At 61.2% G+C, this 23,272-nt stretch carries 21 protein-coding genes and 1 pseudogene; 14 read left to right on the top strand and 8 right to left on the bottom strand.

Annotated elements, in window-relative coordinates; genetic code table 11:
- Positions 1 to 26: 26 nt before the first annotated feature.
- The 6 genes from ACQUSW_RS09895 to ACQUSW_RS09870 all read left to right on the top strand — a co-directional run bounded on the left by ACQUSW_RS09895 (position 27) and on the right by ACQUSW_RS09870 (position 6,405).
- The gene (locus ACQUSW_RS09895) at positions 27 to 1,061 is read left to right on the top strand and encodes a zinc-dependent alcohol dehydrogenase family protein (RefSeq protein WP_428932132.1); all 1,035 of its coding nucleotides are present in this window, start codon (positions 27 to 29) and stop codon (positions 1,059 to 1,061) included.
- Entirely contained in the window at positions 1,058 to 1,717 is a 660-nt protein-coding gene (locus ACQUSW_RS09890; protein WP_428932131.1) for a DUF2291 family protein, read from the top strand. Before ACQUSW_RS09895 ends, ACQUSW_RS09890 begins: the two co-directional genes overlap by 4 nt.
- A complete protein-coding gene (locus ACQUSW_RS09885) occupies positions 1,714 to 3,234 on the top strand; it encodes a sugar ABC transporter ATP-binding protein (protein WP_428932130.1) in 1,521 nt (506 codons plus the stop codon). The genes ACQUSW_RS09890 and ACQUSW_RS09885 overlap by 4 nt, the downstream gene beginning before the upstream one ends.
- Positions 3,235 to 3,256: 22 nt before the next feature.
- Entirely contained in the window at positions 3,257 to 4,345 is a 1,089-nt protein-coding gene (locus ACQUSW_RS09880; RefSeq protein WP_428932129.1) for an ABC transporter permease, read from the top strand.
- Between the two features lie 53 nt (positions 4,346 to 4,398).
- Positions 4,399 to 5,400 carry a D-ribose ABC transporter substrate-binding protein gene (locus tag ACQUSW_RS09875; protein WP_428932128.1) on the top strand — a complete coding sequence of 334 codons (1,002 nt, stop codon included), beginning with the start codon at positions 4,399 to 4,401 and terminating at the stop codon, positions 5,398 to 5,400.
- Positions 5,401 to 5,574: 174 nt separating this feature from the next.
- Entirely contained in the window at positions 5,575 to 6,405 is an 831-nt protein-coding gene (locus ACQUSW_RS09870) for a DeoR/GlpR family DNA-binding transcription regulator (RefSeq protein ID WP_428932127.1), read from the top strand.
- A 24-nt stretch (positions 6,406 to 6,429) separates the two neighbouring features.
- Here ACQUSW_RS09870 and ACQUSW_RS09865 read toward each other — a convergent pair whose 3' ends face one another.
- The 3 genes from ACQUSW_RS09865 to ACQUSW_RS09855 are packed head-to-tail and all read right to left on the bottom strand — an operon-like array spanning position 6,430 to position 10,155.
- Positions 6,430 to 8,082: a DNA repair helicase XPB gene (locus ACQUSW_RS09865; RefSeq protein ID WP_428932126.1), complete on the bottom strand. Its 1,653-nt coding sequence runs from the start codon at positions 8,080 to 8,082 to the stop codon at positions 6,430 to 6,432.
- A gap of 40 nt (positions 8,083 to 8,122) precedes the next feature.
- Positions 8,123 to 9,841: a helicase-associated domain-containing protein gene (locus ACQUSW_RS09860; protein WP_428932125.1), complete on the bottom strand. Its 1,719-nt coding sequence runs from the start codon at positions 9,839 to 9,841 to the stop codon at positions 8,123 to 8,125.
- Positions 9,842 to 9,843: 2 nt separating this feature from the next.
- A complete protein-coding gene (locus ACQUSW_RS09855; RefSeq protein WP_428932124.1) occupies positions 9,844 to 10,155 on the bottom strand; it encodes a multidrug ABC transporter ATPase in 312 nt (103 codons plus the stop codon).
- A gap of 116 nt (positions 10,156 to 10,271) precedes the next feature.
- On the opposite strand from ACQUSW_RS09855, the gene ACQUSW_RS09850 reads away from it, so the two are divergent.
- The gene (locus tag ACQUSW_RS09850) at positions 10,272 to 10,652 is read left to right on the top strand and encodes a cold-shock protein (RefSeq protein WP_428932123.1); all 381 of its coding nucleotides are present in this window, start codon (positions 10,272 to 10,274) and stop codon (positions 10,650 to 10,652) included.
- A complete protein-coding gene (locus ACQUSW_RS09845) occupies positions 10,636 to 11,250 on the top strand; it encodes a DUF3027 domain-containing protein (RefSeq protein WP_428932122.1) in 615 nt (204 codons plus the stop codon). Before ACQUSW_RS09850 ends, ACQUSW_RS09845 begins: the two co-directional genes overlap by 17 nt.
- A 65-nt stretch (positions 11,251 to 11,315) precedes the next feature.
- On the opposite strand, the gene serC is transcribed toward ACQUSW_RS09845, so the two are convergent.
- Positions 11,316 to 12,440: a phosphoserine transaminase gene (gene serC, locus ACQUSW_RS09840; protein ID WP_428932121.1), complete on the bottom strand. Its 1,125-nt coding sequence runs from the start codon at positions 12,438 to 12,440 to the stop codon at positions 11,316 to 11,318.
- Positions 12,441 to 12,539: 99 nt separating this feature from the next.
- Here serC and ACQUSW_RS09835 point away from each other — a divergent pair, with 99 nt between their 5' ends.
- The 3 genes from ACQUSW_RS09835 (at position 12,540) to ACQUSW_RS09825 (ending at position 15,132) form a co-directional block, all read left to right on the top strand.
- Positions 12,540 to 13,253 (top strand): iron-dependent transcriptional repressor DtxR, encoded by a 714-nt coding sequence (locus tag ACQUSW_RS09835; RefSeq protein ID WP_428932120.1) that lies wholly within the window; start codon positions 12,540 to 12,542, stop codon positions 13,251 to 13,253.
- Between the two features lie 248 nt (positions 13,254 to 13,501).
- A complete protein-coding gene (locus ACQUSW_RS09830) occupies positions 13,502 to 14,326 on the top strand; it encodes a M23 family metallopeptidase (protein WP_428932119.1) in 825 nt (274 codons plus the stop codon).
- 308 nt (positions 14,327 to 14,634) lie between these two features.
- Positions 14,635 to 15,132 carry an HNH endonuclease gene (locus ACQUSW_RS09825; protein WP_428932118.1) on the top strand — a complete coding sequence of 166 codons (498 nt, stop codon included), beginning with the start codon at positions 14,635 to 14,637 and terminating at the stop codon, positions 15,130 to 15,132.
- A gap of 15 nt (positions 15,133 to 15,147) precedes the next feature.
- Here the strand turns inward: ACQUSW_RS09825 and ACQUSW_RS09820 are convergent, their stop codons facing one another.
- The 3 genes from ACQUSW_RS09820 to ACQUSW_RS09810 all read right to left on the bottom strand — a co-directional run bounded on the left by ACQUSW_RS09820 (position 15,148) and on the right by ACQUSW_RS09810 (position 18,074).
- Entirely contained in the window at positions 15,148 to 15,924 is a 777-nt protein-coding gene (locus ACQUSW_RS09820; protein ID WP_428932117.1) for a DsbA family protein, read from the bottom strand.
- Positions 15,925 to 16,057: 133 nt separating this feature from the next.
- Positions 16,058 to 17,161: a baeRF3 domain-containing protein gene (locus ACQUSW_RS09815; protein ID WP_428932116.1), complete on the bottom strand. Its 1,104-nt coding sequence runs from the start codon at positions 17,159 to 17,161 to the stop codon at positions 16,058 to 16,060.
- Between the two features lie 133 nt (positions 17,162 to 17,294).
- Complete coding sequence (locus ACQUSW_RS09810) at positions 17,295 to 18,074, bottom strand: formylglycine-generating enzyme family protein (protein ID WP_428932115.1); 780 nt, start codon at positions 18,072 to 18,074, stop codon at positions 17,295 to 17,297.
- A 95-nt stretch (positions 18,075 to 18,169) separates the two neighbouring features.
- Between ACQUSW_RS09810 and ACQUSW_RS09805 the strand changes: the two genes are divergently transcribed.
- A complete protein-coding gene (locus ACQUSW_RS09805) occupies positions 18,170 to 18,799 on the top strand; it encodes a hypothetical protein (RefSeq protein WP_428932114.1) in 630 nt (209 codons plus the stop codon).
- Between the two features lie 396 nt (positions 18,800 to 19,195).
- On the opposite strand, the pseudogene ACQUSW_RS09800 reads toward ACQUSW_RS09805, so the two are convergent.
- Positions 19,196 to 20,182, bottom strand: a pseudogene (locus ACQUSW_RS09800) (AAA family ATPase); the annotation flags it as partial.
- Positions 20,183 to 20,302: 120 nt separating this feature from the next.
- Between ACQUSW_RS09800 and ACQUSW_RS09795 the strand changes: the two are divergent.
- Together ACQUSW_RS09795 and ACQUSW_RS09790 are read left to right on the top strand one after the other, a co-directional pair.
- On the top strand, positions 20,303 to 20,428 hold the full coding sequence (locus ACQUSW_RS09795; RefSeq protein ID WP_428932113.1) for a hypothetical protein: 126 nt from the start codon (positions 20,303 to 20,305) through the stop codon (positions 20,426 to 20,428).
- Positions 20,429 to 20,597: 169 nt separating this feature from the next.
- A complete protein-coding gene (locus ACQUSW_RS09790) occupies positions 20,598 to 23,234 on the top strand; it encodes an AAA family ATPase (protein WP_428932112.1) in 2,637 nt (878 codons plus the stop codon).
- Positions 23,235 to 23,272 lie beyond the last annotated feature (38 nt).

The following is a 23,272-nucleotide window of genomic DNA, read 5'->3' as shown; positions in this document are numbered from 1 at the left end:
GCACAAACAGAGGCAAAACGGGAGCAATGATGCGCGCAGTTGTGTTCACCGCACAGGGCGAAATGACCCTGGAAGAGCGGCCTATGCCGGAGCCCGGCTACAAAGAAATCCTCATCAAGACGGCAGCCGTAGGAATCTGCGGCACCGACACCCACGTTCTTGACGGCGAGTTTGAAGGAACCGTCTTTCCGCTCGTGCCCGGGCACGAAGCCACCGGCACGATCGTTGCGCTGGGAGAAGACGTCAACAGCGGCGTCTTCGACTTTGCCGTGGGCGACAACGTAGCCATCAACCCATCGACCACGTGCGGCGAGTGTGAGTTCTGCCTCAACGGGCACCAGAACCTGTGCCGCTTCTGGAACGGGCTGGGAGTTGTGGCATCCGATGGTGCATCGCAGGAGTACTTTGTTGCCCCCGCGCACAATGTGTACAAACTCAAGCCCGAGACCGACCTGAACGAAGCAGCACTCATCGAACCCCTGGCCTGCGCCATTCGTGGGTGGGATGTTTTGCCGCGCCGCATGGGCGACCACGTGCTCGTTTACGGTGCCGGAACCATGGGCCTCATGATGGCCCAGCTGGCAGGGCGCGCGGGAGCGGCATCCGTCACCATCGTCGACCTGAACGAAGACCGTCTGAAAACAGCCGCGGAATGCGGGATCGAGCTGCGCTACACCAGCGCCGACGACGCCGACCGCGACAAGTGGGACGTCGTTATCGACTGCACCGGCAACATTCGTGCCATCGAAGACGGCCTCACCCGGGTCAAGCCCGCCGGTTTCTTCCAAGACTTCGGCGTGGCCCCGGCCGACAAAACTGCACAGTTCTCACCCTTCCGCGTATACCGCGACGAAATCTCGATCGTTGGCACCATGGCCGTGCACAACTCGTTCGGCCGCGCGGTCGAAATGTTTGAGGCAGGCGCCATCAACGCCACCGCCATGATCAGCCACTCCTTCACCCTCGACGACTACGCCGAAGCGCTCGACATGTTCCGCAACGGCACGGGGCGCAAGCTGCAGATTCGTCCGAACGACACAGAATCACGGGTACTGCTGTGAGCACCACAACAACCACGCCACGCCAGGCAGGACTCACCGTGGGCGTGAAGCGCAGCATCGGCATTGCCGTTGCCGTGATCGTGCTGCTATTTCTTGTTCTCGGAACAAAGGTTGTGTCCAACGACGACCCACTCGCGCAGGGCGCAGGCGTCTTTGACCCCGAAACATTCGGTGCCGACAACTTCCCCGCTATTCAAGAGCAGGTGCAAGAACAGGCACAGGCCGTCGACGTCTTGGCACCGGCCATCGCCGCCGATGCGGCCGCGGCAGCCGAAGAATATGCCGTCGACAGCTCGGGAGGACCCGTATTCAGCGTGACCTTTACGGGAGTGTTCGGCGAAGGGGCATCCGGAATCTATCCCGTTGACATCGATGGCATCACGGGAGACGACCTGCTGATTCGGGTGCAGACCGGACCCGCCATCAACGGAACCGAACTGCGCGACGCCACAGGGCAACTTGACTTCGGGCAGTTCACCAACCAGATCGAATACCAAAACGCGGCCGCGGCCCTCAACGAAGAACTCAAAAAGAGTGTGCTTGCCGATATCGACACCGCCTCGCTTGAAGGCAAGACGGTGACCGTGACCGGTGCGTTCACGCTCATCAACCCCGCTGCATGGCTCGTAACACCCGTGGCGGTGAACGTGCAATGACAACAGACAACTCTGTCGTTCTTGAAGCCCGCGGCATCGTCAAAACCTATGGCGGCACGAGGGCGCTCAAAGGGGTGAACTTTGAGGTGCGCAAGGGAGCAGTGACGACACTGTTCGGCGAAAATGGAGCCGGCAAGTCGACACTCATGAAGATCTTGTCGGGCGTGGAACAACCCACGGCCGGACAGATTGTGCTCGACGGCGAACCCGTCGAATTCGCCTCGACAAACGATGCTCGTGATCGCGGTATCTCGATCATCCACCAAGAGTTGAGTCTTGCCCCCAACCTGTCGGTGCGCGACAACATCTTTATGGGCCGCGAAATCGTCGGCAAATTTGGTGTCGACTATGCAGAAGAAACCCGCCAGACGCAGGCCCTGCTCGACGAAATGCAGCTGCCTATCTCGCCCGACACGATGGTGTCGGATTTGCGAGTCGGGCAGCAGCAGATCATCGAGATCGCCCGGGCGCTGTCGGTGAACTCCCGCATCCTCATCATGGACGAACCCACCTCGGCACTGGCCGCGGCCGAAGTCGAAGTGCTCTTCGGAATCATCCGCGACCTTTTGGCGCGTGGCGTAGCGATTGTGTACATCTCGCATCACCTTGAAGAAGCGCTCGAAGTGACCGATCACGCCGTCGTTCTGCGCGACGGCAACATGACCGCACACGGCGACCGCGACGAGATTGATCTTGAATGGATCGTGCGCAATATGGTGGGCGATAACTTCGACCTCGGATCACCACCCGAAGGCTATGAGTTCGGCGACACCGTGCTCACCGTCGATAGCCTGACAGTGCTCGACCCCGAAAACCCCGAGCGGGCGATCGTGAACGCCCTCGACCTGCAGGTTCGAGCAGGCGAAATCGTCTGCATCTATGGCCTTATGGGCGCAGGACGCACCGAACTGCTCGAAGCGATTGCCGGTAAAGAGAAGGTTGCCGGTGGCGATATTCGCCTCGACGAGGAATCCATCCTCGACCTATCGATTGCCGAACGCATCGATGCCGGTGTAGGACTCGTACCCGAAGACCGGCAGCGCGATGGGCTGGTGCAGACCTTCGATGTCGGCACTAACCTGACCCTCGCGAGCCTGGGGGAGAGCCTGGTGCGCGGAATGATCTCACGCACAAAAGAGAAATCGCGTGCGCAAGAACTCATCACGGCGGTCACCGTGAAGACACCCGGACCCGAACTGCCCATCGGCTCGCTCTCGGGCGGAAACCAGCAGAAGGTGGTCATCGGCAAAATTGTGGCCACGCATCCGCGCGTCATGCTGCTCGACGAACCCAGCCGAGGCATCGACATTGGTGCGAAAGCCGAAGTATTTGGCCTGCTGGCCGACCGCGCCCGTCAGGGGCTAGCCGTGGTGTACTCCACCTCTGAAGTGGGCGAGTGCTTGAGCATCGCCCACCGCATCATCGTGATGCGCCGGGGTCAGATCTCAGCCGAGTTCGGACCCGACGCTACAAAAGACATGATCATGGCCGCCTCGGGCGAGGCCGTGGCCGCATAGGTCTTCGAGAACGGAAGAAAAAATGTCGACGACGACCACCATCATCACGAGAAAAAACCAGTTCTCGTTTACCAAACTCCTCTTAGAGGGGCGAGCTTTTCTCGCGCTGATCCTGATCATCGTGGTGTTCTCGCTGCTCTCACCCAACTACCTCAAGCTCGACAACCTGCTGATCATGGCCTCGCACGTAGCCATTTACGCGCTGCTGGGCCTGGGCATGCTGCTGGTGATCCTGAACGCCGGAATCGACCTATCCGTCGGTTCTACACTGGGGTTCTCGGCTGTCATCGGTGGATTCCTCCTGCAGGGCGTGCCGATCAATTTCTTGGGCGTCACGCTGTACCCGAGCGTGCCCGTTGCCGTACTGCTCTCACTCGGTGTGGGAGCACTCGTCGGGCTCGTGAACGGTGTGCTGGTTGCAAAGTTCAAAGTGGCACCCTTCGTCGCCACGCTGGGCATGCTGTACGTGGTTCGCGGTCTTGCGCTGCTGATGACCAACGGCCTTACCATCAACAACCTCTCCGGTAAACCAGAACTCGGCAACACCGGTTTTGAATGGCTCGGCTTCAATCGCATCTTCAACATTCCCGTCGGCGTCATCATCATGGTGGTTGTTGCACTCATTCTGGGATGGCTGCTGGGCCGCACACGGTTCGGACGCTGGCTCTATGCATCCGGTGGCAATGAGCGTGCAGCCGAACTGTCGGGTGTTCCCGTACGCAAGGTGCAAATTTGGGTGTACGTGGTCTCAGGCATTTGCGCCGCGATTGCCGGACTCATTCTTGCCTCCACGCTGACGAGCGCGAGCCCCACGGCCGGAAACACCTACGAGCTGACTGCCATCGCCGCTGTCGTTATCGGTGGCGCCTCGCTCATGGGCGGCCGCGGTAACGTGCGCGGCACGCTGCTGGGTGCCTTCGTGATCGGCTTTCTCTCGGACGGCCTCGTGATCGTCGGTGTCTCGGCGTACTGGCAGATGGTATTTGTCGGTGCCGTCATCGTGGTCGCCGTGCTGCTGAACAGCCTGCAGTACGGTCGCCGGCGTCGGCCCGCCGCGCCAGCCGCCACACCCCCCGCTTCCCCCCAGGTATCTGCATCCAGCAAAGCCTGACTCTCACTACGGCAGCAATGACCGCTGCCACCCATCGCAGGAAGGACACAGCAATGTTCCGTAAGAAAACCCTCGCCGCACTCGCGGTTGCTGGCACGCTCATGTTGGGGCTTGCCGCCTGTTCATCAGACGGCGGTTCAGCACCCGCCGACGACACGGCACCGGCCGAAACCGGTGGCGAAGCCGGTGGTCTCATCACCATCATCGTCAACGACCCGTCGAACCCCTACTGGAAGACCGAGGGCGACATCGCCTCGGCAACAGCAGAAGAACTCGGGTACACCGCGACCGTCGGTGCACACAAGGGCGACACCAACACCGAGAACACGCTGATCGACACGGCCATTTCGAACAAGTCGGTCGCGATCATTCTCGACCCGGCTAACGCCGATGGTTCGGTAGCGGCTGTGAAGAAGGCTGACGCCGCAGGCATCCCCGTTTTCTTGGTCAACGCCGAGATCAACGAAACCGGCCTCGCTAAGGCACAGCTGGTGTCGAACAACGCTCAGGGCGCGGCCCTCGGAGCCCAGGAATGGGTGCGTCTGATGGAAGAGAAGGGCGACTACGTTGAGATCTTCGGCTCGCCCTCCGACAACAACGCGCAGACGCGTTCGAACGGCTACACAACCGTGATCAGTCAGTACCCCGAGCTGGTTCAGGTGGGTAAAGAAGTAGCCGACTGGGACCGCACCAAGGGCCACGACAAGATGCAGTCGCTGCTGCAGGCTAACCCCACCCTCGACGGTGTTATCTCGGGTAATGACGAGATGGCTCTGGGCGCTATTGCCGCACTGAAAGAAGCCAACCGCCTCGACGGCCTGATCGTCGGTGGCTTTGATGGCTCACCGGATGCTGTTGAATCCATCAAGGCCGGAGAACTGGCGTACACCGTGCTGCAGCCCGTTGCCGTGTTCTCGAAGGCCGCCGTTGAGATGGCCGACGACTACCTGCGTAACGGCACCGAACCTGAGGTAGAAAAGCAGGCGTTTGACTGCATCCTCATCACGGCAGAAAACATCGACAAGATGACCGCGCCGTTCACCTTCACGGAGTAATTTCGTGAGCTGCCGATAGTACTGGAGCACTGTCGGCCGGTGGGAAGGGGATCGGGGGATCCTCTTCCCACCCTTGTCTGTAGCAGAAGACGGGTGTCTCAAGGGGGAGATTGTGCACAGGGTTCACAGCGCCACGTGCCGTGCCGGTACCGTGGTCATTGCGGAGGGGTGCTCATGGTGATGAACGAAACACGTGACGACGACAATCAGGGCTCACGGCTCAGTCGGCAGGCAGCACGGCAACAGGCCATGACGCGCATGATCATGACCGAGGGGTCGGTGCGCATTGAACAGCTCGCCGAAACCTTCGATGTTTCGATCATGACCGTGCATCGCGACCTCGACGAGCTTGAGTCTCGAGGCTTGCTACGCAAGAGCCGCGGAGTTGCCACCGCTATGCCCACAGCGCTGGTCGAATCCAGTGACGTTTATCGCTCGAACCGCGAGGCGGTAGAGAAAGAATCGATTGCCCTCGCCGCACTCGAGCTGATCGAGCCGGGCCAGGCGATTATGATCGACGACTCCACGACCGCTATGCACATGGTGCCGCATCTGCGCGCGCGCCGCCCATTAACGGTGATCACGAACACGCTGACGATTATGGATCAGCTGCGCGATGCGCCAGGAATTTCTTTAATCGGCATCGGCGGTAAATATTTCAACTGGTGCAGCTCGTATATGGGGCGACTGGCCACCACCATGATTTCGAGTATGCGCGCCGACGTATGCATCATGTCGACGGCAGCCATCACCGACGACATCGCGTTTCATCAAGACCTCGACACGGTCGATGTCAAGCAGGCAATGTTTGCCGCGTCGGCGCAGCGCATTCTGCTTGCCGACCACACCAAATTTACGCGCCGGGCGCTGCACACGCTGTTCCCGCTCAGCGATTTTGATGCCGTCGTGGTCGACTGGCGCACACCATTAGCCCAGATCTCGCACCTGCGTGAGATGGGTGTGAAGGTGATTGTGGCACCGCGTCGGCAGGCCGCGGCACGCTAGCTTCCGGCATCCGGAGACCCAGGATTATACGGGCAGGGGTGTCGCTAAATCGTCGACATCGAGAATCGTGTAGCTGTAGCCCTGCTCGGCCAAGAAACGCTGCCGGTTTTGCGCATAATCTTGGTCGACAGTGTCGCGCGCAACCAGCGTATAGAAGCTTGCCGTGTGGTCGGACTCCTTGGGGCGCAGCAGACGACCAAGTCGCTGAGCTTCTTCTTGCCGCGACCCAAAAGACCCTGAAACCTGAATCGCGACGGATGCCTCGGGCAGATCAACCGAGAAGTTTGCCACCTTCGACACAACGAGCACCTGAATTTCGCCCGTTCGAAACGCCTGATACAGCGTCTCTCGCTCATCCACAGGAGTCGCACCCGTGATCTGTTCGGCATCGAGGGCCTCGGCCAGTGTCTCTAACTGGTCAAGGTACTGGCCGATCACGAGCACCTGCTCGTCGGGGTGTCGCTGCAGAATCTGTTGCACGGCAGCAATTTTTGCGGGCGCGGATGCCGCGAGCCGATACCGTTCGTCATCGGTGGCGGCCGCGTATTCGAGCCGATCATCATCGGGCAGGTCAACTCGAACTTCGTAGCATGCGGCAGGAGAAATGTATCCCTGGGCTTCGATCTGCTTCCACGGGGCGTCAAAGCGTTTCGGGCCGATCAAACTGAATACATCACCTTCGCGGCCGTCTTCTCGTACGAGCGTGGCGGTGAGGCCGATGCGGCGGCGTGCCTGCAGATCGGCCGTCAGTTTAAACACGGGGGCTGGCAGCAGGTGCACCTCGTCATACACAATGAGACCCCAGTCGAGCGCGTCAAGCAGCGCCAGATGGGCGTATTGACCCTTACGCTTGGCGGTAAGAATCTGGTACGTGGCGATCGTTACCGGTTTTACCTCTTTGGCCTGGCCTGAATATTCGCCGATGTCTTCGGGTGTGAGCGTTGTGCGGCGTAGCAGTTCGTCGCGCCACTGCCGCGCAGAAACCGTGTTTGTCACAAGAATGAGCGTTGTTGTTGCGGTCGCAGCCATCGCGGCAGCACCCACAATGGTTTTTCCTGCCCCACACGGCAACACCACAACACCCGAGCCATCGTGCGAAAACGCATCGACTGCTTCCTGCTGGTAGGGGCGAATCTGCCAGCCTTCGGTATTTAGATCAATATCGAAGGGTGTGCCGGGAGTGTAGCCGGCGTGGTCTTCGGCCGGCCACCCGATTTTTAGCAGCTCCTGTTTTATTTGCCCGCGCGCCCACGCATCAATGATGTAGGTGTCGGCAGACGGATGGCCGATGAGAAGCGGCTGAATCTTTTTATTGCCCGCGACCTGCGTGAGCACCGCTTTATCTGACGAGCGCAACAGAAGCGTGCCCTCGTCGTCGCGCTCAATAATCAGCCGACCATAGCGGTTGACAGTCTCGGCAATATCGATAGCGACCGACGGCGGCACCGGAAAACGCGAATACTTGTTGAGTGTTGCCAGCATGTCATCAGCCGTGTGCCCGGCAGCCCGCGCATTCCACAGCCCTAGACGGGTAACACGATACGTGTGAATGTGTTCGGGCGCGCGCTCCAGTTCGGCGAACACCGCCAGCTCGTGTCGCGCATTTTCTGCGTCGGGATGTGCGACTTCGAGCAGTACGGTGCGGTCACTTTGCACGATAAGAGGGCCATCAGACATAGCGTTCTAGCTTAGCGTCTAGGGCTGGGAAGAGGCCGGGCTACGAGATGATGCGTGCTGTGCGAATGCTGCGCAGCGGAAGGCTCCGCTCGACATCGGCGGCACGGTCGCGTCCACGAAACCGCCCACCGCCAACACCGGCAGCCTCCACCGTGAGTGTGCGCAGTGAGCCATCCGGCATCGCGATCTCTAGCTCTACCTGCTGGTGCCCGCGCACAGCGGCCTCTAACTCGCGCTCTAACCATGCCGCGTCGGCATCCGGCCCCACTCGTTCACGCAGCCGCGCAATGAGTGAAGAATATTCCGGATGCTGCGCGGGAACATCGGCCGCCGTGATGGTGCGCGAGAACCGTATGTCGTGTCCGGCGGCGTCGATGGCGCTCGCCGGGTATCGGGCATCAACGAGTGCCCACAGCACGGTTTCGGTACCGACTCGGGTTGTCAGGCTTGTTCCTTCGCGCACGAGTGCGAGTGGGCGAAGACTGTGATCAACAGCGATGGTGGCGAGCATCGCTGCATCCGGGCTCTCGATATGGGTGGTGCCGGTGGTGCGGTCGGTGCGTACCCGCACCAGGCCGTGACGGTGGGCCTGCTGGGTGACGAGGTATTCCAACGGTTGAGGCACCCCGGTGAGCGAGATGCTGTGAAGGAAAGCAATAATGTCGGCTTCGGTTTCTCCCTCGGCAAAAGCCTGGGCCATTGAGTCGGCCGTGAATCGGTACGACGACGCATGCGACGCTGCTTCACGGTGTGCCATGCGGCGCAGTCGAACATCGAGAGCGGGCGCGAGGGGGCCGGGTGCGATGGCTGTGAGGTCGTTTTGCAGAAACAGACGATCAACCTCGGCGGGCAGCAGGGGCGATAGCTGTTCGGTCGACGCAGCGTGTCCTTCGGCGATGGCCTGCGTCCAGGGAGGCAGGCCCGAATCCGTGAGAAGACCCAGTAGCCAGGCCTGCCGAAGGAGTGCTTCGTATTCGTGCGGCCACGCGGTGTTCCACGGATACCACTGATGCCAGTGCTCCAGTGGAATCCAGCCTCCGGTGGGTGTACGCACATCATGGGGGAGCGCGGCCCGAAACGCTTCGACCATGGTGCTCCAGCGCTGTGCCCGCGAGAACCCCACCCATTCCAGCCCTGCCGGTGTGGCCTGCCACTGTTTATCGCTGACCACGACCAGTCGCGCGGCGCGGGCCAGTGCCAGGGCGTCGTCGGTAGTGATGGCACCCAGCAGCACGTTGCTTTCTTCTATGCGCCGCCGTTCGGCCGTGCGCAAGATTCCGTTGGCGCGTAGCACAAGCGGAGTCGTCGAAACAAATAACACCAGCTCGGCAATCGCCGCAACCGTTGCCGAGGCCCGTTCTGCAGCCCGGGCGGTGTCGGCGGGGTCGGCCTCATCGTGGGCCATGAGCGCCAGCGGGTCGGGGGTGACTGCCACGTGGCGCGGATCGGGTAACACTCGTGCTGCATCGCGCACGCTCGGCCATACGCGCGAGTGTGGGCTTGCCAGCGCGTGCAGCTGCAGGCTGCGTTCGACGTCGGTATCGATGGATTCCGGATGCCACACAGCCAGCGCGAGCGGCAGAGGCAGGCGGCCGAGAGCGTCTTCTACCGATGCAGGGTCGAGCAGGTGTTCTGCCGCATCAAAAAAGTCGTTCCACGGGGCGTCGGATGCCACTCGGCGGCGCTGCAGCAGAGCGGCCAGTTGTGTGTCGCTCAACGATGCCAGCTCTTCTGCGAGCGGACGCGCAAAAATGCTCATCGTCAGGAGCGTTTCGCCGCCCGGTTCTTACGAACAAGACTGGAAATGAGAAGGGTAAAAATGCATACCATCGACAGCGGTAGGCCCCACAGTGGGATAGCCGCGACTATCGGCCATACTCCATGGGCGAAATCTTGCTGTTGCATGCCAAAAGCTGTGCCAAAAATGATGGCAAAAAAGCAGATGATTGCGGCGGCAGCAAGAATGAGCGCTGCATAGGCCAGATAGCGGTCGATGCGTTTTACCGGTACTTCGGGGGTTGCAGAGGTGCCCGGCGAACCAGGCTTGTGTGCGGGCTTACGCGAACGACTCATCCTCTTGAGCCTACCTGCTCTCGCGGGCGGTAGGCTAAGGGGACGGAGCCGTGACTCTACGGCTCCGTTCCGTGTTCCACCGTCCGTGTTTTTCACCAGCAGTGAGGTTTGCGCCCATGCCCACCGGCAAGGTCAGATTTTATGACGATGAGAAGGGTTTTGGTTTCATCTCGAGCGATGACGGCCAAGACGTCTTCCTGCACGCTACGGCCCTGCCCGCGGGTGCCACGGTTAAAACAGGTTCGCGCGTTGAGTTCGGCATTGCCGACGGTAAACGTGGGCCCCAGGCTCTCTCGGTTCGTGTTCTTGAAGCACCGGTAAGCCTGGCTCGATCCCAGCGGAAGCGCGCCGATGACATGGCTGTGATTGTTGAAGACCTCGTCAAGGTCCTCGACGGTATTGGCGGTAACCTGCGCCGGGGCCGCTATCCCTCGGCCTCGCAGAGCCGAACGGTTGCCTCTCTTTTGCGCAGGGTCGCTGATGACTTCGACGCCTGAGCCAGAAAACACAGCTGCAGTCGCTGCGACGGTGAGTGATGAGCAGCTTCGTGCCGCCCACGACGTTGCTCTCGCTGCGCTGTACGAGATTACCGACGAGGCGACGGTTGGCGAGGCCGCCGGACAGAGCGTTGAACCCGATGGTTCGGTCTCGCTTCTGTTTACGAACCGGCTTCCTGGCTATCCCGGCTGGATGTGGACGGTGACGGTCACGAGCGTCGACGGTGCTGCGCCGACCGTTCTTGAGGCCGAGCTGTTGCCTGGAGAGGGTGCCCTCGTAGCGCCCGAGTGGGTGCCATGGGCAGAACGCCTGGCTGAGTACCGTGCGCATCAGGCTGAGCTCGCGGAACAGGCAGCGAACGACGACTCCGCGATCGACGACGACTCTGATCATGATGACGACGATGACGACGATGATGACGAGATCGATCTGCTGCACTCGGGCGATCTCGACGGCGTCGACATCGATGAGCTCGATGACTCTGATGACTCAGAGGATGACGACGACTCTGATGACGACGACTCTGATGACGACGATTCCGATGACGACGAAGAAGAAGATTCCGACGACTCTGACGACTCTGACGACGAAGAGTAACTCCGGCAACGGAGAACACAACGTGGGGGTGGGTCGGCACTGTCGACCCACCCCCCACGTTGGTTCTAACCCGCGGTCTCGTTCGCGAGTCGTTCGATCACGTAGTCGAGCGATTCGATGAGGCGGCGTACATCGTCGGGATCAATCGACACGAAGGTCGCGATGCGCAACTGGTTGCGACCGAGTTTGCGGTAGGGCTCGGTGTCGACAATACCGTTGGCGCGCAGCGTCTTCGCGATGGCTGCTGCGTCGATGTGGTCAGCAAAGTCGATGGTGACAACGACGGGTGATCGGTCGGCAATTTCGGTCACAAACGGTGTCGCAATGGGCGAGGCTTCGGCCCAGTCGTAGAGCAGTTGCGAGGATTCGTGGGTGCGGGCGTCGGCCCACGCGAGTCCGCCGTTGCCGAGAATCCATGACAGCTGGCTGTCGAGCAGGTGCAGCGTGGTGAGCGCGGGCGTGTTTAGTGTCTGCTGCAGTCGCGAGTTGCTGACGGCCGAGGCAAGGCTTAAAAAGTCGGGAATATAGCGACCGGATGCCGCGATGCGCTCGACCCTCTCGAGGGCGGCGGGTGACATCGCGGCAAACCACAAACCGCCGTCGGAGCCTAGGTTTTTCTGCGGCGCAAAGTAGTACACATCGGCCTGCGACATATCGAAGTCGATGCCACCTGCTGCGCTCGTGGCATCGATAACCGTCAGCGCACCCTCGGCGTGAACGCGCGAGACGGGTGCGGCAACACCGGTGGATGTTTCGTTGTGGGGCCACGCGTATACGTCAATGCCGTCAACGATTTCTGCGCGCGTGCTGCTACCGGGGTCTGTGGCACGAACATCGGGGGCCTGCAGCCACGGTGCGGCCGCGGCCCGGGCAAATTTGCCCCCAAACTCGCCGAACACCAGGTTTTGCGCCCGCGACTCGATGAGCCCAAAGGCCGCGGCATCCCAAAACGCCGTTGCACCGCCGTTGCCAATAACAATTTCGTAGCCTTCGGGGAGTCGAAAAAGCGTGCCGAACTGCTCCCGGATGCTGGCGACAAGATTCTTCACAGGAGCCTGGCGATGCGACGTGCCCAGCAGACTCAGGCCCGCCGAAGCGAGCGCGTCAACCTGCTCGCGGCGAACTTTCGAGGGGCCGCAACCAAAGCGGCCGTCGACGGGCAGAAGCTCACGGGGAATCTCAATCGTCATGGATCGATTCTAGAGGGCATGGCGTGGGCTTCGAGTAAGCGGGCACACTGCAGCATCCGGAAGGTAGGCTTACCTAAGAACAGCCAGATGGGGGCCGCGATGACCGACCTGATCGACACAACAGAGATGTACCTGCGCACAATTCTTGAACTTGAAGAAGAAAATATTGTGCCTTTGCGCGCACGGATTTCTGAGCGGCTCGGGCATTCAGGGCCAACCGTGTCGCAAACGGTGGGCCGGATGGAGCGCGATGGCCTTGTTGTTGTCTCAGAAGACCGCACTCTTGAACTGACGGTTGCTGGTCGCCGTAAAGCCGTCGACGTTATGCGCAAGCACCGTCTAGCCGAGCGCCTGCTCTCGGATGTCATTGGCCTCGACTGGGCCTATGTGCATGAAGAGGCGTGCCGGTGGGAGCACGTGATGAGCGAACAGGTTGAGCGTCGCCTGGTAGAGCTGCTGGGGCAACCCACCGAGTCGCCGTACGGCAACCCGATTCCAGGCCTTGAACTGCTGGGAGACTCGGGGGCGACCCCGCAGCGGCATGTTCATGCGGGGGTCATTGGGCTGGTCGAATATATGAACAGCACCCACGAGCCCGTCACCGGCACCGTGCGTCGTCTGGCCGAACCTGCCCAGGTCGACCCCGAGTTGCTTGTGCAATTGCGTGAGGCCGGCGTTGTGCCGGGAGCTCACGGGTCATTCCGTTTTAACGAGGGCTATGTACTCATCGAAATGGATGACTCCACCGAGGCGTTAGAGCTGCCTGTTGAGCTGGCATCACATATTTTCTTGCTGGTCGAAAACGACCAGTGAACAGCATGAACGTCGGGCAAACAGGGTTAACGGAAGATTGTCAGGTCGCCAGGGTGACAGAATCGTTATCTTCCGGTAATCTCGATTCCGGCGTCGTAGAGAAGTTCTTCGACGAACACCGCGACGGTAGCCTCACTGGTTCGTCATCGCCGCGGCAAAATACGCACAACGTGCCCTGGAATCACACGTGCCCCGAGAAACGAGTGCTGACGAACCTGCGCCTAGCGCCGAGGCATGGAGGATAACTTTTGGCTGCAGAAATTAGCACGACCGAGAGCATCGCAACAGAAGACAGCAGCCTGAGCCGTCGGGCACCTAGCATCGACGCTTCTGCGAAACGCCGGTCCGCTAGGCGTCCACTGCGTGCTATTGCCATCTTCGGTGCTGTAGGAACACTGGTCACAGCAATTGCACTGCCTGCTTTTGCCGGTATGCCCAACCTGCCTACCGAGGCTCCCGCAACACTGCAGCAGCTCGCCGCCGAGAATGCGCAATCGCTGGTTGTCGCCTCCGAGGCCACGAGCGCACCGATGGCTCGCGGCACATTCGAAGCCACCACTCCTGAAGAGATCGAGCAGAAGAAAGCCGAAGAGGCTGCTGCTGCCCGTGCCGCTGCCGCCGCCGAAAACTCCGGTGGTGCTCCAGCCAGTGTCGACCTCACACTCACAGCACCCGGTTCCGGTGAGGTGCGTTACCCACTTGCTTCGTTCACACCCGGTGAAGGCCCCGGCTCGGGCCGCGGACACCAGGGGTGGGACATGATTGCACCCGAGGGCACGCCGATCTTTGCCGCAGCATCCGGTGTCGTTCGTGTCTCTAGTGAGGGCTACTGGGGCTATGGCGTGGCCATCGTTATTGACCACGTTATTGGCGGCCAGCAGGTCTCAACCACTTACGGTCACATGGTGTACGGCAGCCGTCTGGTCAGCGAGGGCGAATACGTCGAAGCTGGTCAGGTTATCGGCCAGGTCGGTAACACGGGTAACTCGTATGGTGCCCACCTGCACTTTGAAGTGCACATCAACGGTGGCATGGTCGACCCCGAGATTTGGCTCGCCGCCAACGCCGGCTAAACCGACACGTCACCCGCTCTTTTCTTTGTCTTCACCCTGCATACAGGGTCGATAGGCTAGCCTGAAACTCGTCATCGCTTGAACCAGGAGGGCCGATGGAACGAATACCGGGCATCCGATCCACGGATGTCAACGGACAATTCGCCCCTCGGCAGTGCCCGCAGGCTGGTCACAGTGTGTCTGTGACAATGAGGCGTCGCCCCTAGGGGTGGCGTCTTTATTGTTTTCTGCACCCTTCTTGTTGTCGCGATGATGCGACACAGATCGAGAGCGCCGGGAAGCCGTCCCGGCGGATCGAAGGGACAATCATGCGCACTCTGGTACTCAATGCCGGTTATGAACCGCTCGCGGTAGTTTCGTTCAAAAGAGCACTGGTTCTGGTGATGAACGATAAAGCGACCATCGTAGAAGCGGTCGAAGATAATCCGGTCAGAGCAGTGCATGCCCGGTTCGACCGACCAGCGGTCATTATTCTCAGTCGTTATGTTCGGATGCCGCGGGCCGGCCGCACCGCCGTGACGCGGCGCGGTGTTCTGCGGCGTGACAGCTACCGGTGTGGTTACTGTGGCACGCATGCCACAACTATCGACCACGTTGTGCCACGATCCCGTGGCGGAGCCGACTCGTGGGAGAACCTTGTGGCCTGCTGCCTGCACTGCAATAACGTGAAGAGTGATCGCACGCCACAGGAGATGGGATGGCGCCTGCGTACTCCGTTGCGGTCGCCACGAACAACGCACTGGTTTGTGCGCGGAGTCGAACGCACTAACCCGCAGTGGGAGCCCTACTTGGCGCTGGCCGCCTAACCGGTCGGTTGCTGCCTAGCGGGCCGGCACGGGGACACCGAGGTATTCCAGCTCTGTGTCAATAGCGCGCCGGAAGGCTTCGACCGGCTGCGCACCCATGAGTGGTACACCACCAACAGCAAACGTTGGCGTGCTCTGCACACCCAGCGCGTGAGCATCGGCAGTCTGCTGCTGCACTTTTTCGCCGAGTGCCGGGCTGTCGAGCGCAGCCTCAAACGCGGCGATATCGGGCACACCGATTTCTTTCGCGATTTCGAGCAGGCGTTCGCGGGGAAGGTCTTGATGGCCGCCGCCGTCATAGGCAAAGATCGCGGCACCGTACTCCCAGAACAGGCCCTGTTCGCCCGCGGCATGGGCAGCTACTGCTGCGGCAAAAGACTCTTCGCCAAAGATAGGAATATCGTGCCACTCCACCCGCACAAGACCTTCGTCGACATACTCTTCAATGATTTGAGGCAGCGTTTCGCGAGCAAAAACACCGCAGAACGGGCAACGATAGTCGGCGAACTCGACGAGCACGACAGGCGCGTCAACCTCGCCGATTGCTGCGGGGTCATTGGCCTCGCGGCGTGCAAGATCAGGCAGACGCGGCGGCTCTTGCGGTTCGGTTCCTTGCTGGTCGGCTCCTTGTTGTTCTCCGGGAGCGCTGGTCGGCGGGGCCGGGGGTGCGGCGTTATTGCCACTGGGCTGTGATAGTGCGACGCCCAGCAGAATGACGACAAAAACGAGAGCCCCGGACAACAGGAAAATCAACCGGCGGTCGCGAGAACGAGTGGGACGGGCAGAAGACATTGCTCACCTTTCCGGGCGGACAGTGCCGTCATCGGCAGGGGTGGCGGAGAAAAACACGCTGTCTGAGAGTGTAGTTTGCTGCGCCTGTGCCCCTGCCGAGTGCCGCTTCGCGACGGCCTCGTCACTGCTTGGCCTAGTACCGGAATATGGCGAGCGCGTCACGGTCGGTAACGCCGAGCGTGCGCAAAATGCCTCCTGTCGCAATGGTGTCGATAATGGCCTGGTTCAGGCGGTGACGTGTCGACTCATCGGTAATGGCTGCCGTGTCTCGTGGCACGAACAGAGTGTCGATCCGGCCCTCGGCGGCCGCGCGAGCGATTTCGGCCACGTCGAACGAGCCACGACCGGCATGCGCGAGAGAGACAGCGTTCTCATGCTCCTGTGCCTCACGGTTGGCCTCATGATTATTGACCAGTTGCCACGCTGCCGAGCGCAGATCATCGGGCAGTGCCCTTTCGGGATTACCGGCAATGACGCCATCGAAGATGGCCGGGTAGGGGCACGCCGCAGTGAACAGTGGCAGGTACTCGGCCACCGAGGCCAGTACGAGCTGCTGTGATCGTGCTGTGCCCAGTCGTACGCCCACAGCCTGACCCACCGCGTGAATGTACTTCTCGAGCAGAGCCAGGTCGGCATCGCCATCAGGGCCTTGGAAGCTTGGGGTGCCATGGGTTCCGGCAGATCCCGAGCGAACATCGACAACACGTTCGGGCAGTTCGTCGATGACGTCGTCAAACGACGCAGGAATGTTTTCGAGTGGCAGCTCTTCGATCACGTTGCGGGTGGTGGTAAACAGCCGCACCGAGTTCTTGGCCAGCGCCAAAACATAGAGCTTGCGGTCGCTCGCTAACACCGGGACGAAGGGGAGAAGGTGAAAGGTCTCACCGATGGTTAAACTGTCGCCGAGCTCGATCGGCATGCGCACCGTCAAGAAGAAGCCTTCCGCAAGAAATACGGCAAGACTACGACTCTGCAAACGCCAATACGATGAGTCTTTTAGTAGCTCGGTTACGGGTGTGAGGAAGCTGTCGGCGTCGGCCTCACGCATCCCCGAGCCGATGAGATAATTTTTCGCCTCACGAATCTGGTTCTTCAGCGTCAATATCGACACCGATTCATTGCTGCCGGCAACATCGGTCGGAACGATGAAAGTGAATTTTGGCCCATCGTTGCCGTGCTGCGCGAGAACGGACTCCACATCGAACGAATCGACGATTCCCTGAGAATTTCGTGCCATGACCCATGCCTTTCTGGTGCTTTGCACCGGGGTGGTCAAAACCAGCGTCTTTGCTGTGGCCTACTACCCTAGGACGCGACTGGGCGGATCTCTACCCGACGCGCACGAAGAAGCGCCAGCATCCGGATGTCTGTTAGCGGCGCCGTAGCCGGTGCGGGGTCCATCCCGACGGGAGGGCTCCGGTATGCATGGCGCGCGCGATATCAGCCTCGTGCGACCAGCCCTGTGCTGCCGCGTGACCGGTGAATGCTCCGCGAGCAAGCCTGACACCGACATCCGGATGCTGCATGTCCGGCGCGCCCCCGCGGCGCGTCGACGCCCGAACGCTCCAGGCGGGATCGGCAAATCCGCCGCCGCGAAAAACACGATAGTTGCCGTAGCGAGCAGGGTCGAGGTGATCCCAGCACCACTCCCACACGTTGCCGAGCGTGTCGTAAAGGCCGAGTGTGTTGGGCTGTTTGGTGCCGACAGGCTGCGGGGCATTGACATCGTCGCGCGCGGTCCACGCTGCAGCGGCGAGCGGTGCGTAGTGAGGGCCTTCTGTGCCCGCACGGCAGGCGTACTCCCACTCCGCCTCGGTGGGCAACCGGTACCCCGACGACTGCACATTCCACACCACATCATCGTCGGTGATCGTGTAGGCGGGGTCGAGATGATCGTGTGCGGAAGCAGCATTACACAGCGCGACCGCGTCGAACCACGTGATGTCGGCCACCGGCGCGTGAGACGAGGGCACAGGTTGGCTCTGGTGCTGAGGTGCGCCGCCCGCCATAAGAAACCCGTACTGCTCGATCGTGACGGCGGTCTCGGCGATTGCGAATGGTTCGAGTTGCACCGCCCAGCGTCGCTTGCGCCGTGCATCATGCAGCCCCACCTGCCCAGCGGGGAGCGGTAACAGCGTAAAGAGCGGCATCAGCACATCGTGGCACGGATCTTTGGCTTTGCGGTATTGACCGTGACATCTATCGGAGAGCCAGACCCGGCGCACGTTACCGTATCGTGAAAGGCATGCTCGCCGAAGCACGTGACACTCGCCCGGCGCGGGCCTGGAAGGAGTCGATCATGGTTGCAATATTCAAGGCCCGATGGGGCTTGGCTATCGGCCTAGCCGCAGCAAGTGCATTCGTCGCGGTTGCCGCGCTCGTGTTCGTAGCCACACCCGCCTTCAACGAGGTCACGGACTCTTTTGTGCAGATCGCCCTCACGGGGGTCGCGCCCATCCTGGCGATCCTCGCTTTAATTACTGCGGCGGATGCGTCATCGCGCGTTCTGAAGGCTCCGTGGACAGCCGCACTACTCGCGGTTCTCGGATCCGTCGCGACCAGCACTACGTACGTGCTGTGGTACGCCGGTGTTGATAATTCGTCTGCGTCGGCCGCGCCGCTGCTCGTCGCCGCCGGTGCTTCCATTGTGCTCAACGGTGCTGCACTCGCCATCCTGGTTCTGCCAGCCCTCCGGCAGCTTCCGGTCGGAGCAACCATCACTGTGTTAGCGCTCGTCGTCGTCTTCGGCGGCACTGCCGCCCTTCTGATCGTGTTCCCGATGGCGTCAACGGTGCTCATATCCGCCGCGGCGCTGACCACGGTGCTGCTTATGCGACGCGCCGAAAGCAGAGAAACACTCGCGCCTTCGGTCTAGCTGGTGTGCAGCAGTGTGGAGGCGTAGTAGGGCTCGATGCCGGTTTCGATGATGGTGCCACCGAAAGAGTAATGGTCAGAGTCGAGCCTGAAATCGATGGCTTCGAACCGATGCACGGTGCACCTGCGTGGGCGGCTTTCAAACCCAAGCAGCCCTCTAAAAGCCCTGATTTCCCGCGTTCTCAGGGGCAAAGCAAGGCGCACTACTCGTGTGGCTTCCTCTCCCGGCGTAGATCAGCGCGGCCCAGTGGCAATGAATCTATCAAGACGTCAAACCCGTTTGACCAAGGCGCAAAGGGTGCAGTTGCTCGAACAGTATGCAGAGGGCGTGCCGATTAAAGAGCTAGTTTCGCGGTTCAAGATTTGCAAACAGTCTGTGCACCGGATCGTGAAACTGGGCGGCATCGACCACCTGTTCTTGTTCGCTACCGTGCACGCGGTCATGCGCAATGAGCGTGTCGATGGCTCGGGTGCGGCCGTGTCGCAGATCGAGGGAGTTGACCTTCTCCCACTGGTGCTTGAACCGGTGCACGTCGGTGAGTTCGGGGGCATCGTCGCGGTCGTGCACGAGCATCCCGAACGCGCCGCCCGCGTCTACTGATTGCAGTTGCGACCAGTCACCGACCAGCAGCACCTTCGCGCCCTGTTCCTTGGCCACCTGAGTGATCCGGTCGAGGGAGCCCGTACCGGCGAGTGAGGCTTCATCTACGATGACCAACTGGCCCGGCTTGAACGTTGCGCCCTGGTGTACGTGGAGCTGCCACCAGCGGGCCGTGTTCACTGTCTCGATGCCGAGTTCTTCGCCGAGTAAATGCGCTGCCGCATCTGATGGTGCGAGCCCGGTGACGCTGCCTGTGCCGTGCTGTTTCTCCCAGATTCGGCGAAGCGCGTTCATCGCGGTCGTTTTCCCTGCACCGGCAGGACCCACGAGCACATCGACCACACGACAAGATAGCGCGATCCTAGTGAGAGCTTCGATCTGATCCGCACCGAGCCTGCGCCCCTCAGCATCGGGCTTCTCCGTGATGCGCTCGACTGTTCCGAGTTGCACGGTGGGGCCGGTCTGCATGTTCGCGCGGTCGATGAGACGATCTTCCGCATTGAGGATGTCTTCGGTCGAGTACACGACCGCGGCAGGATCGCGGAATCGGCTACTTCCATCCGGGCGCTGGAACAGTGCTGGGCTCGATGCGATCTCTGGCGGGGTGAGGCGCAGCGATGCGTGCTCGGCGGCATCGGTGACCATTCCGGTAATCGCCTCGCGATCCTCTGCGGTCGCGAACCGGAGCCCCATGAGCTGCCGGGATGCCTCGGAGTGGAGATTCCAGCGCCGCCACGTCGCTCGCTTCTCACCAACGGTCTCGACCAAGCATCTTCGAAGCTGGGGAAAGTACGCCCAAGCCATCGCCCGCTGGGAACACATCACCGGGCGCTCAGCCCCGGCACCGGCACTCCTGAACGATGCCACAGGCCCCGGCCAGCGCCGATGTTTGTGGAATGGTTGATGGGGCTCCCCGCCGGTTGGGTCGCCACCCCCGCTCTCGAACTCACCCAGAATCAGCAGATCACCGCACTCGGAAACGGTGTACTTCCGCTGCAAGCTATCGCCGCACTCACACGACGCATTTAGGGCAGCACCAGGGCTTTTTCGACACTTCATGCCTTGTGTTGTATTGCAGTGTCCGATTTCTCACTGGTGGCGATGTCGGTAGTCTGGTGGGTAGACAGCGCCTCAGACCACGAGAAGTTCCTGCGTAGTGAGACAGCTTTGGTGGCCGGGTGAAGATGCGAGGGGAGTAATGGTGCTGGTTGGGCGTGAAGAAGATATACGGCAAGTCACAGCACTGTTAGCTGACCCGCCGCAGATGCCGGGGCAGCTAAGGTTCGTGCAGATCGATGGCGAGATCGGTGCTGGCAAGAGCGCCCTGCTTTCCTCGGTGTTGCGTGAGCTTCGAGAGAAAGAGAGAGCAAAGTCCGCTGCGACAGGTGACGGTGTAACGCCTGCACGCGCTGTTTCACTTTCGACGTGTGTGCTGCTTGCGCAGGGCGACCAGTTGCACACTGACGGGCCGTTGGTCGCGTTTCGTGTGCTGCTCGAAGGCCTGTTAGGTGAACCGGTCGAAGAACTGCTCGATGATGCGACCCCGGCACAGCTCGCACTGCGCTGTCTTGAAGCGCTTGACGACACCCCAGTAGTGATTGCCGTGGACGATGCGCACTGGCTTGACCCTGCCTCGGTCACGTTCTTAGACGCGCTGATGCAGTCACCAGCACACGGGCCACTCACCGTGATCGTGGTGCACCGATTCGGTCAGGCACCCTGGAACCTGATCATGGCCGCCCGCAAACGAGGCGCACTCATGTCGCATTACACTCTCGAACCGCTGCCCGATACCGCCATCTCAGCAATCGCCGACAGCCTTTCTGCGCCGCAGGTTGAAGCGGTTGTCGCTGCGGCAGAGGGCAACCCCCTGTTCGCGCACGCACTGATCGCGGCGTTTCGCCGCCACCCCGACACTGCTCGGGTCGAAGACGTGCTGGCGCACACTGGTGCGGAGCGATCGAGTCTGCTCGCCGCTGCGGTTGCCAGCGATCTTGACCGGCTCGATACACCGGCCCGGCTCACGTTAGAGTCGCTTGCGATCCTCGGTCGAAGTGACACCGAAGCGTTGGCCGAGGTCGCTGGCCTCGACCAGCGCCAGGTCACTGAGAGCGCGAAGCAGCTTGCCGAGCGTGGGCTGCTCACTGAGAACCCGCACGAGGTGTTACACCCGGTGGTGCGGCTCAGCGTCTACCAGAACACCAGCACTGCGCGCCGTTCTGACGCGCACCGCCGCGCCGCCTATCTGCCCGAGACAGAACTCTTCGAGCGTGCCGAACATCTGCGTGGCGCGCTCACCAGCGGCAACCTGCTGACCGGGGCAACCCAGCCACTCACCCCGGCAGAGATCGCAGTGTTGGTTGACGCCGCGGGGGTTGCGATTGGGTCAGAACCCGCCGCCGTACTCAGGTGGCTCAGCGACCTGCCACCCGAGTTACGCACCCCACAGACTGAGACGCTGCTCGCCAGAGCCCTGATCTTGACCGGTGACTTTGAGACGGCGATCGACCGGTTACGGGCGATAATCAGCACCACTGACGCGCCCGAGGCACAGATTCTGCTCGCAAACGCACTCAGGGTCACCGGGCACACCGGCGAAGCGAGAGCACTCTTAGAGACCGCGCAAGACGGGGCGGGAAGTGCTGACCCCGCACTGTTGCGTGAGTACATCGACATGGTGTCACTGATCGACGGGCACCCGCCCGAAGTGTTGATCTCGAAACTTGAGTCACTCCATGACCCGGCAGGCACCGGGCTGAACAAGGTTGTTGCGGCGATCTACCGCACGATGGCCTCCCTCGCAGTCGGGAGAGTTCCCGAAGGTCAGGCCTCGTTTCGGCGAGTCACTGACTGGGCAGATCGCGTCACCAACGACGAACTCGCAAGTGTGCCGCACGCGGCCGCGTGCGCGGTATGGGCGGCATACATGCTCGACCAATACCAGGCCGGCCTCGTGCTCGCGAAACGTTCACTGCAACTCGCGCACCGGCACGGGCAAGCTGATGTGCTCGCCAACCTCGGCACCGGCCTCGCCTTCTGTCAGGCAGCAATGGGGTTGCTCGATGATGCCGAACGCACCGGCACACAAGCGGTGCACGACGCAGAAACGTATGGGCCTCCGTCGCTGGTGAGCATGGCACGAGCCGGGCTGATGATCGCCGCACAGGGCCGCAACAACCCAGAATTGTTGCGTGCCCGGTATGAGGACGTGATGGCGGTGCCGCTGCCGGAGTTTGGGTGGTGGCGCAACGCGGTGCTCACGACCCGCGGCCGTGTCGCGGCGATGCTGGATGAACCACTCGAAGCGCACCCCGAACTCCTCGGTGACCCGAAAGACGCAATGATCGCCGCCCGCTACGCCGACGCCGCAGTTGTCGCCGCGAGCACAGGCGACCATGAGACCGCGAACGCCCTGATCGCGCAGGGGCTTGAAATCGCTGAGGAACAGAAGCAGCACGGGCAGCGGGGTATGGTTCTCACCACGCAGGCTGAACTCTTACTGCGTGCGGGTGACCCGCTATCAGCCGTGAACCTGTTTCGTGAAGCGAGAACTATCTTCGAGCAGCGGGGCATGAAGCTACTGATCGGCCGCGCACAGGCAGGCATGGCGCAGGCTGAGGCTGCACTGTCGAAGCAGGCAGCGCCTCTCGCTCAGCTCTCGGAGCGAGAGCAGCAGGTCGCCGAGCTCCTTGCGCAGGGAATGAAGAACAGAGAAATCGCGGCACACCTCGGTGTGAGCGCTCGCACGGCAGAAAACCATGTGCACCGCCTGCTCAAGAAGCTCGACCTCAGCTCGCGCAGTGAAGTAGCGCAGTTGTTGAGCTCACCAGCCTGAACCGCAAAATTGAGCAGAAAATTGAGTAGTAGCTCTCT

The sequence above is a fragment of the Microbacterium luticellae genome, from assembly GCF_050408645.1.
GTDB lineage: Bacteria > Actinomycetota > Actinomycetes > Actinomycetales > Microbacteriaceae > Microbacterium.
This window is presented reverse-complemented; position numbering and strand designations above follow the sequence as displayed.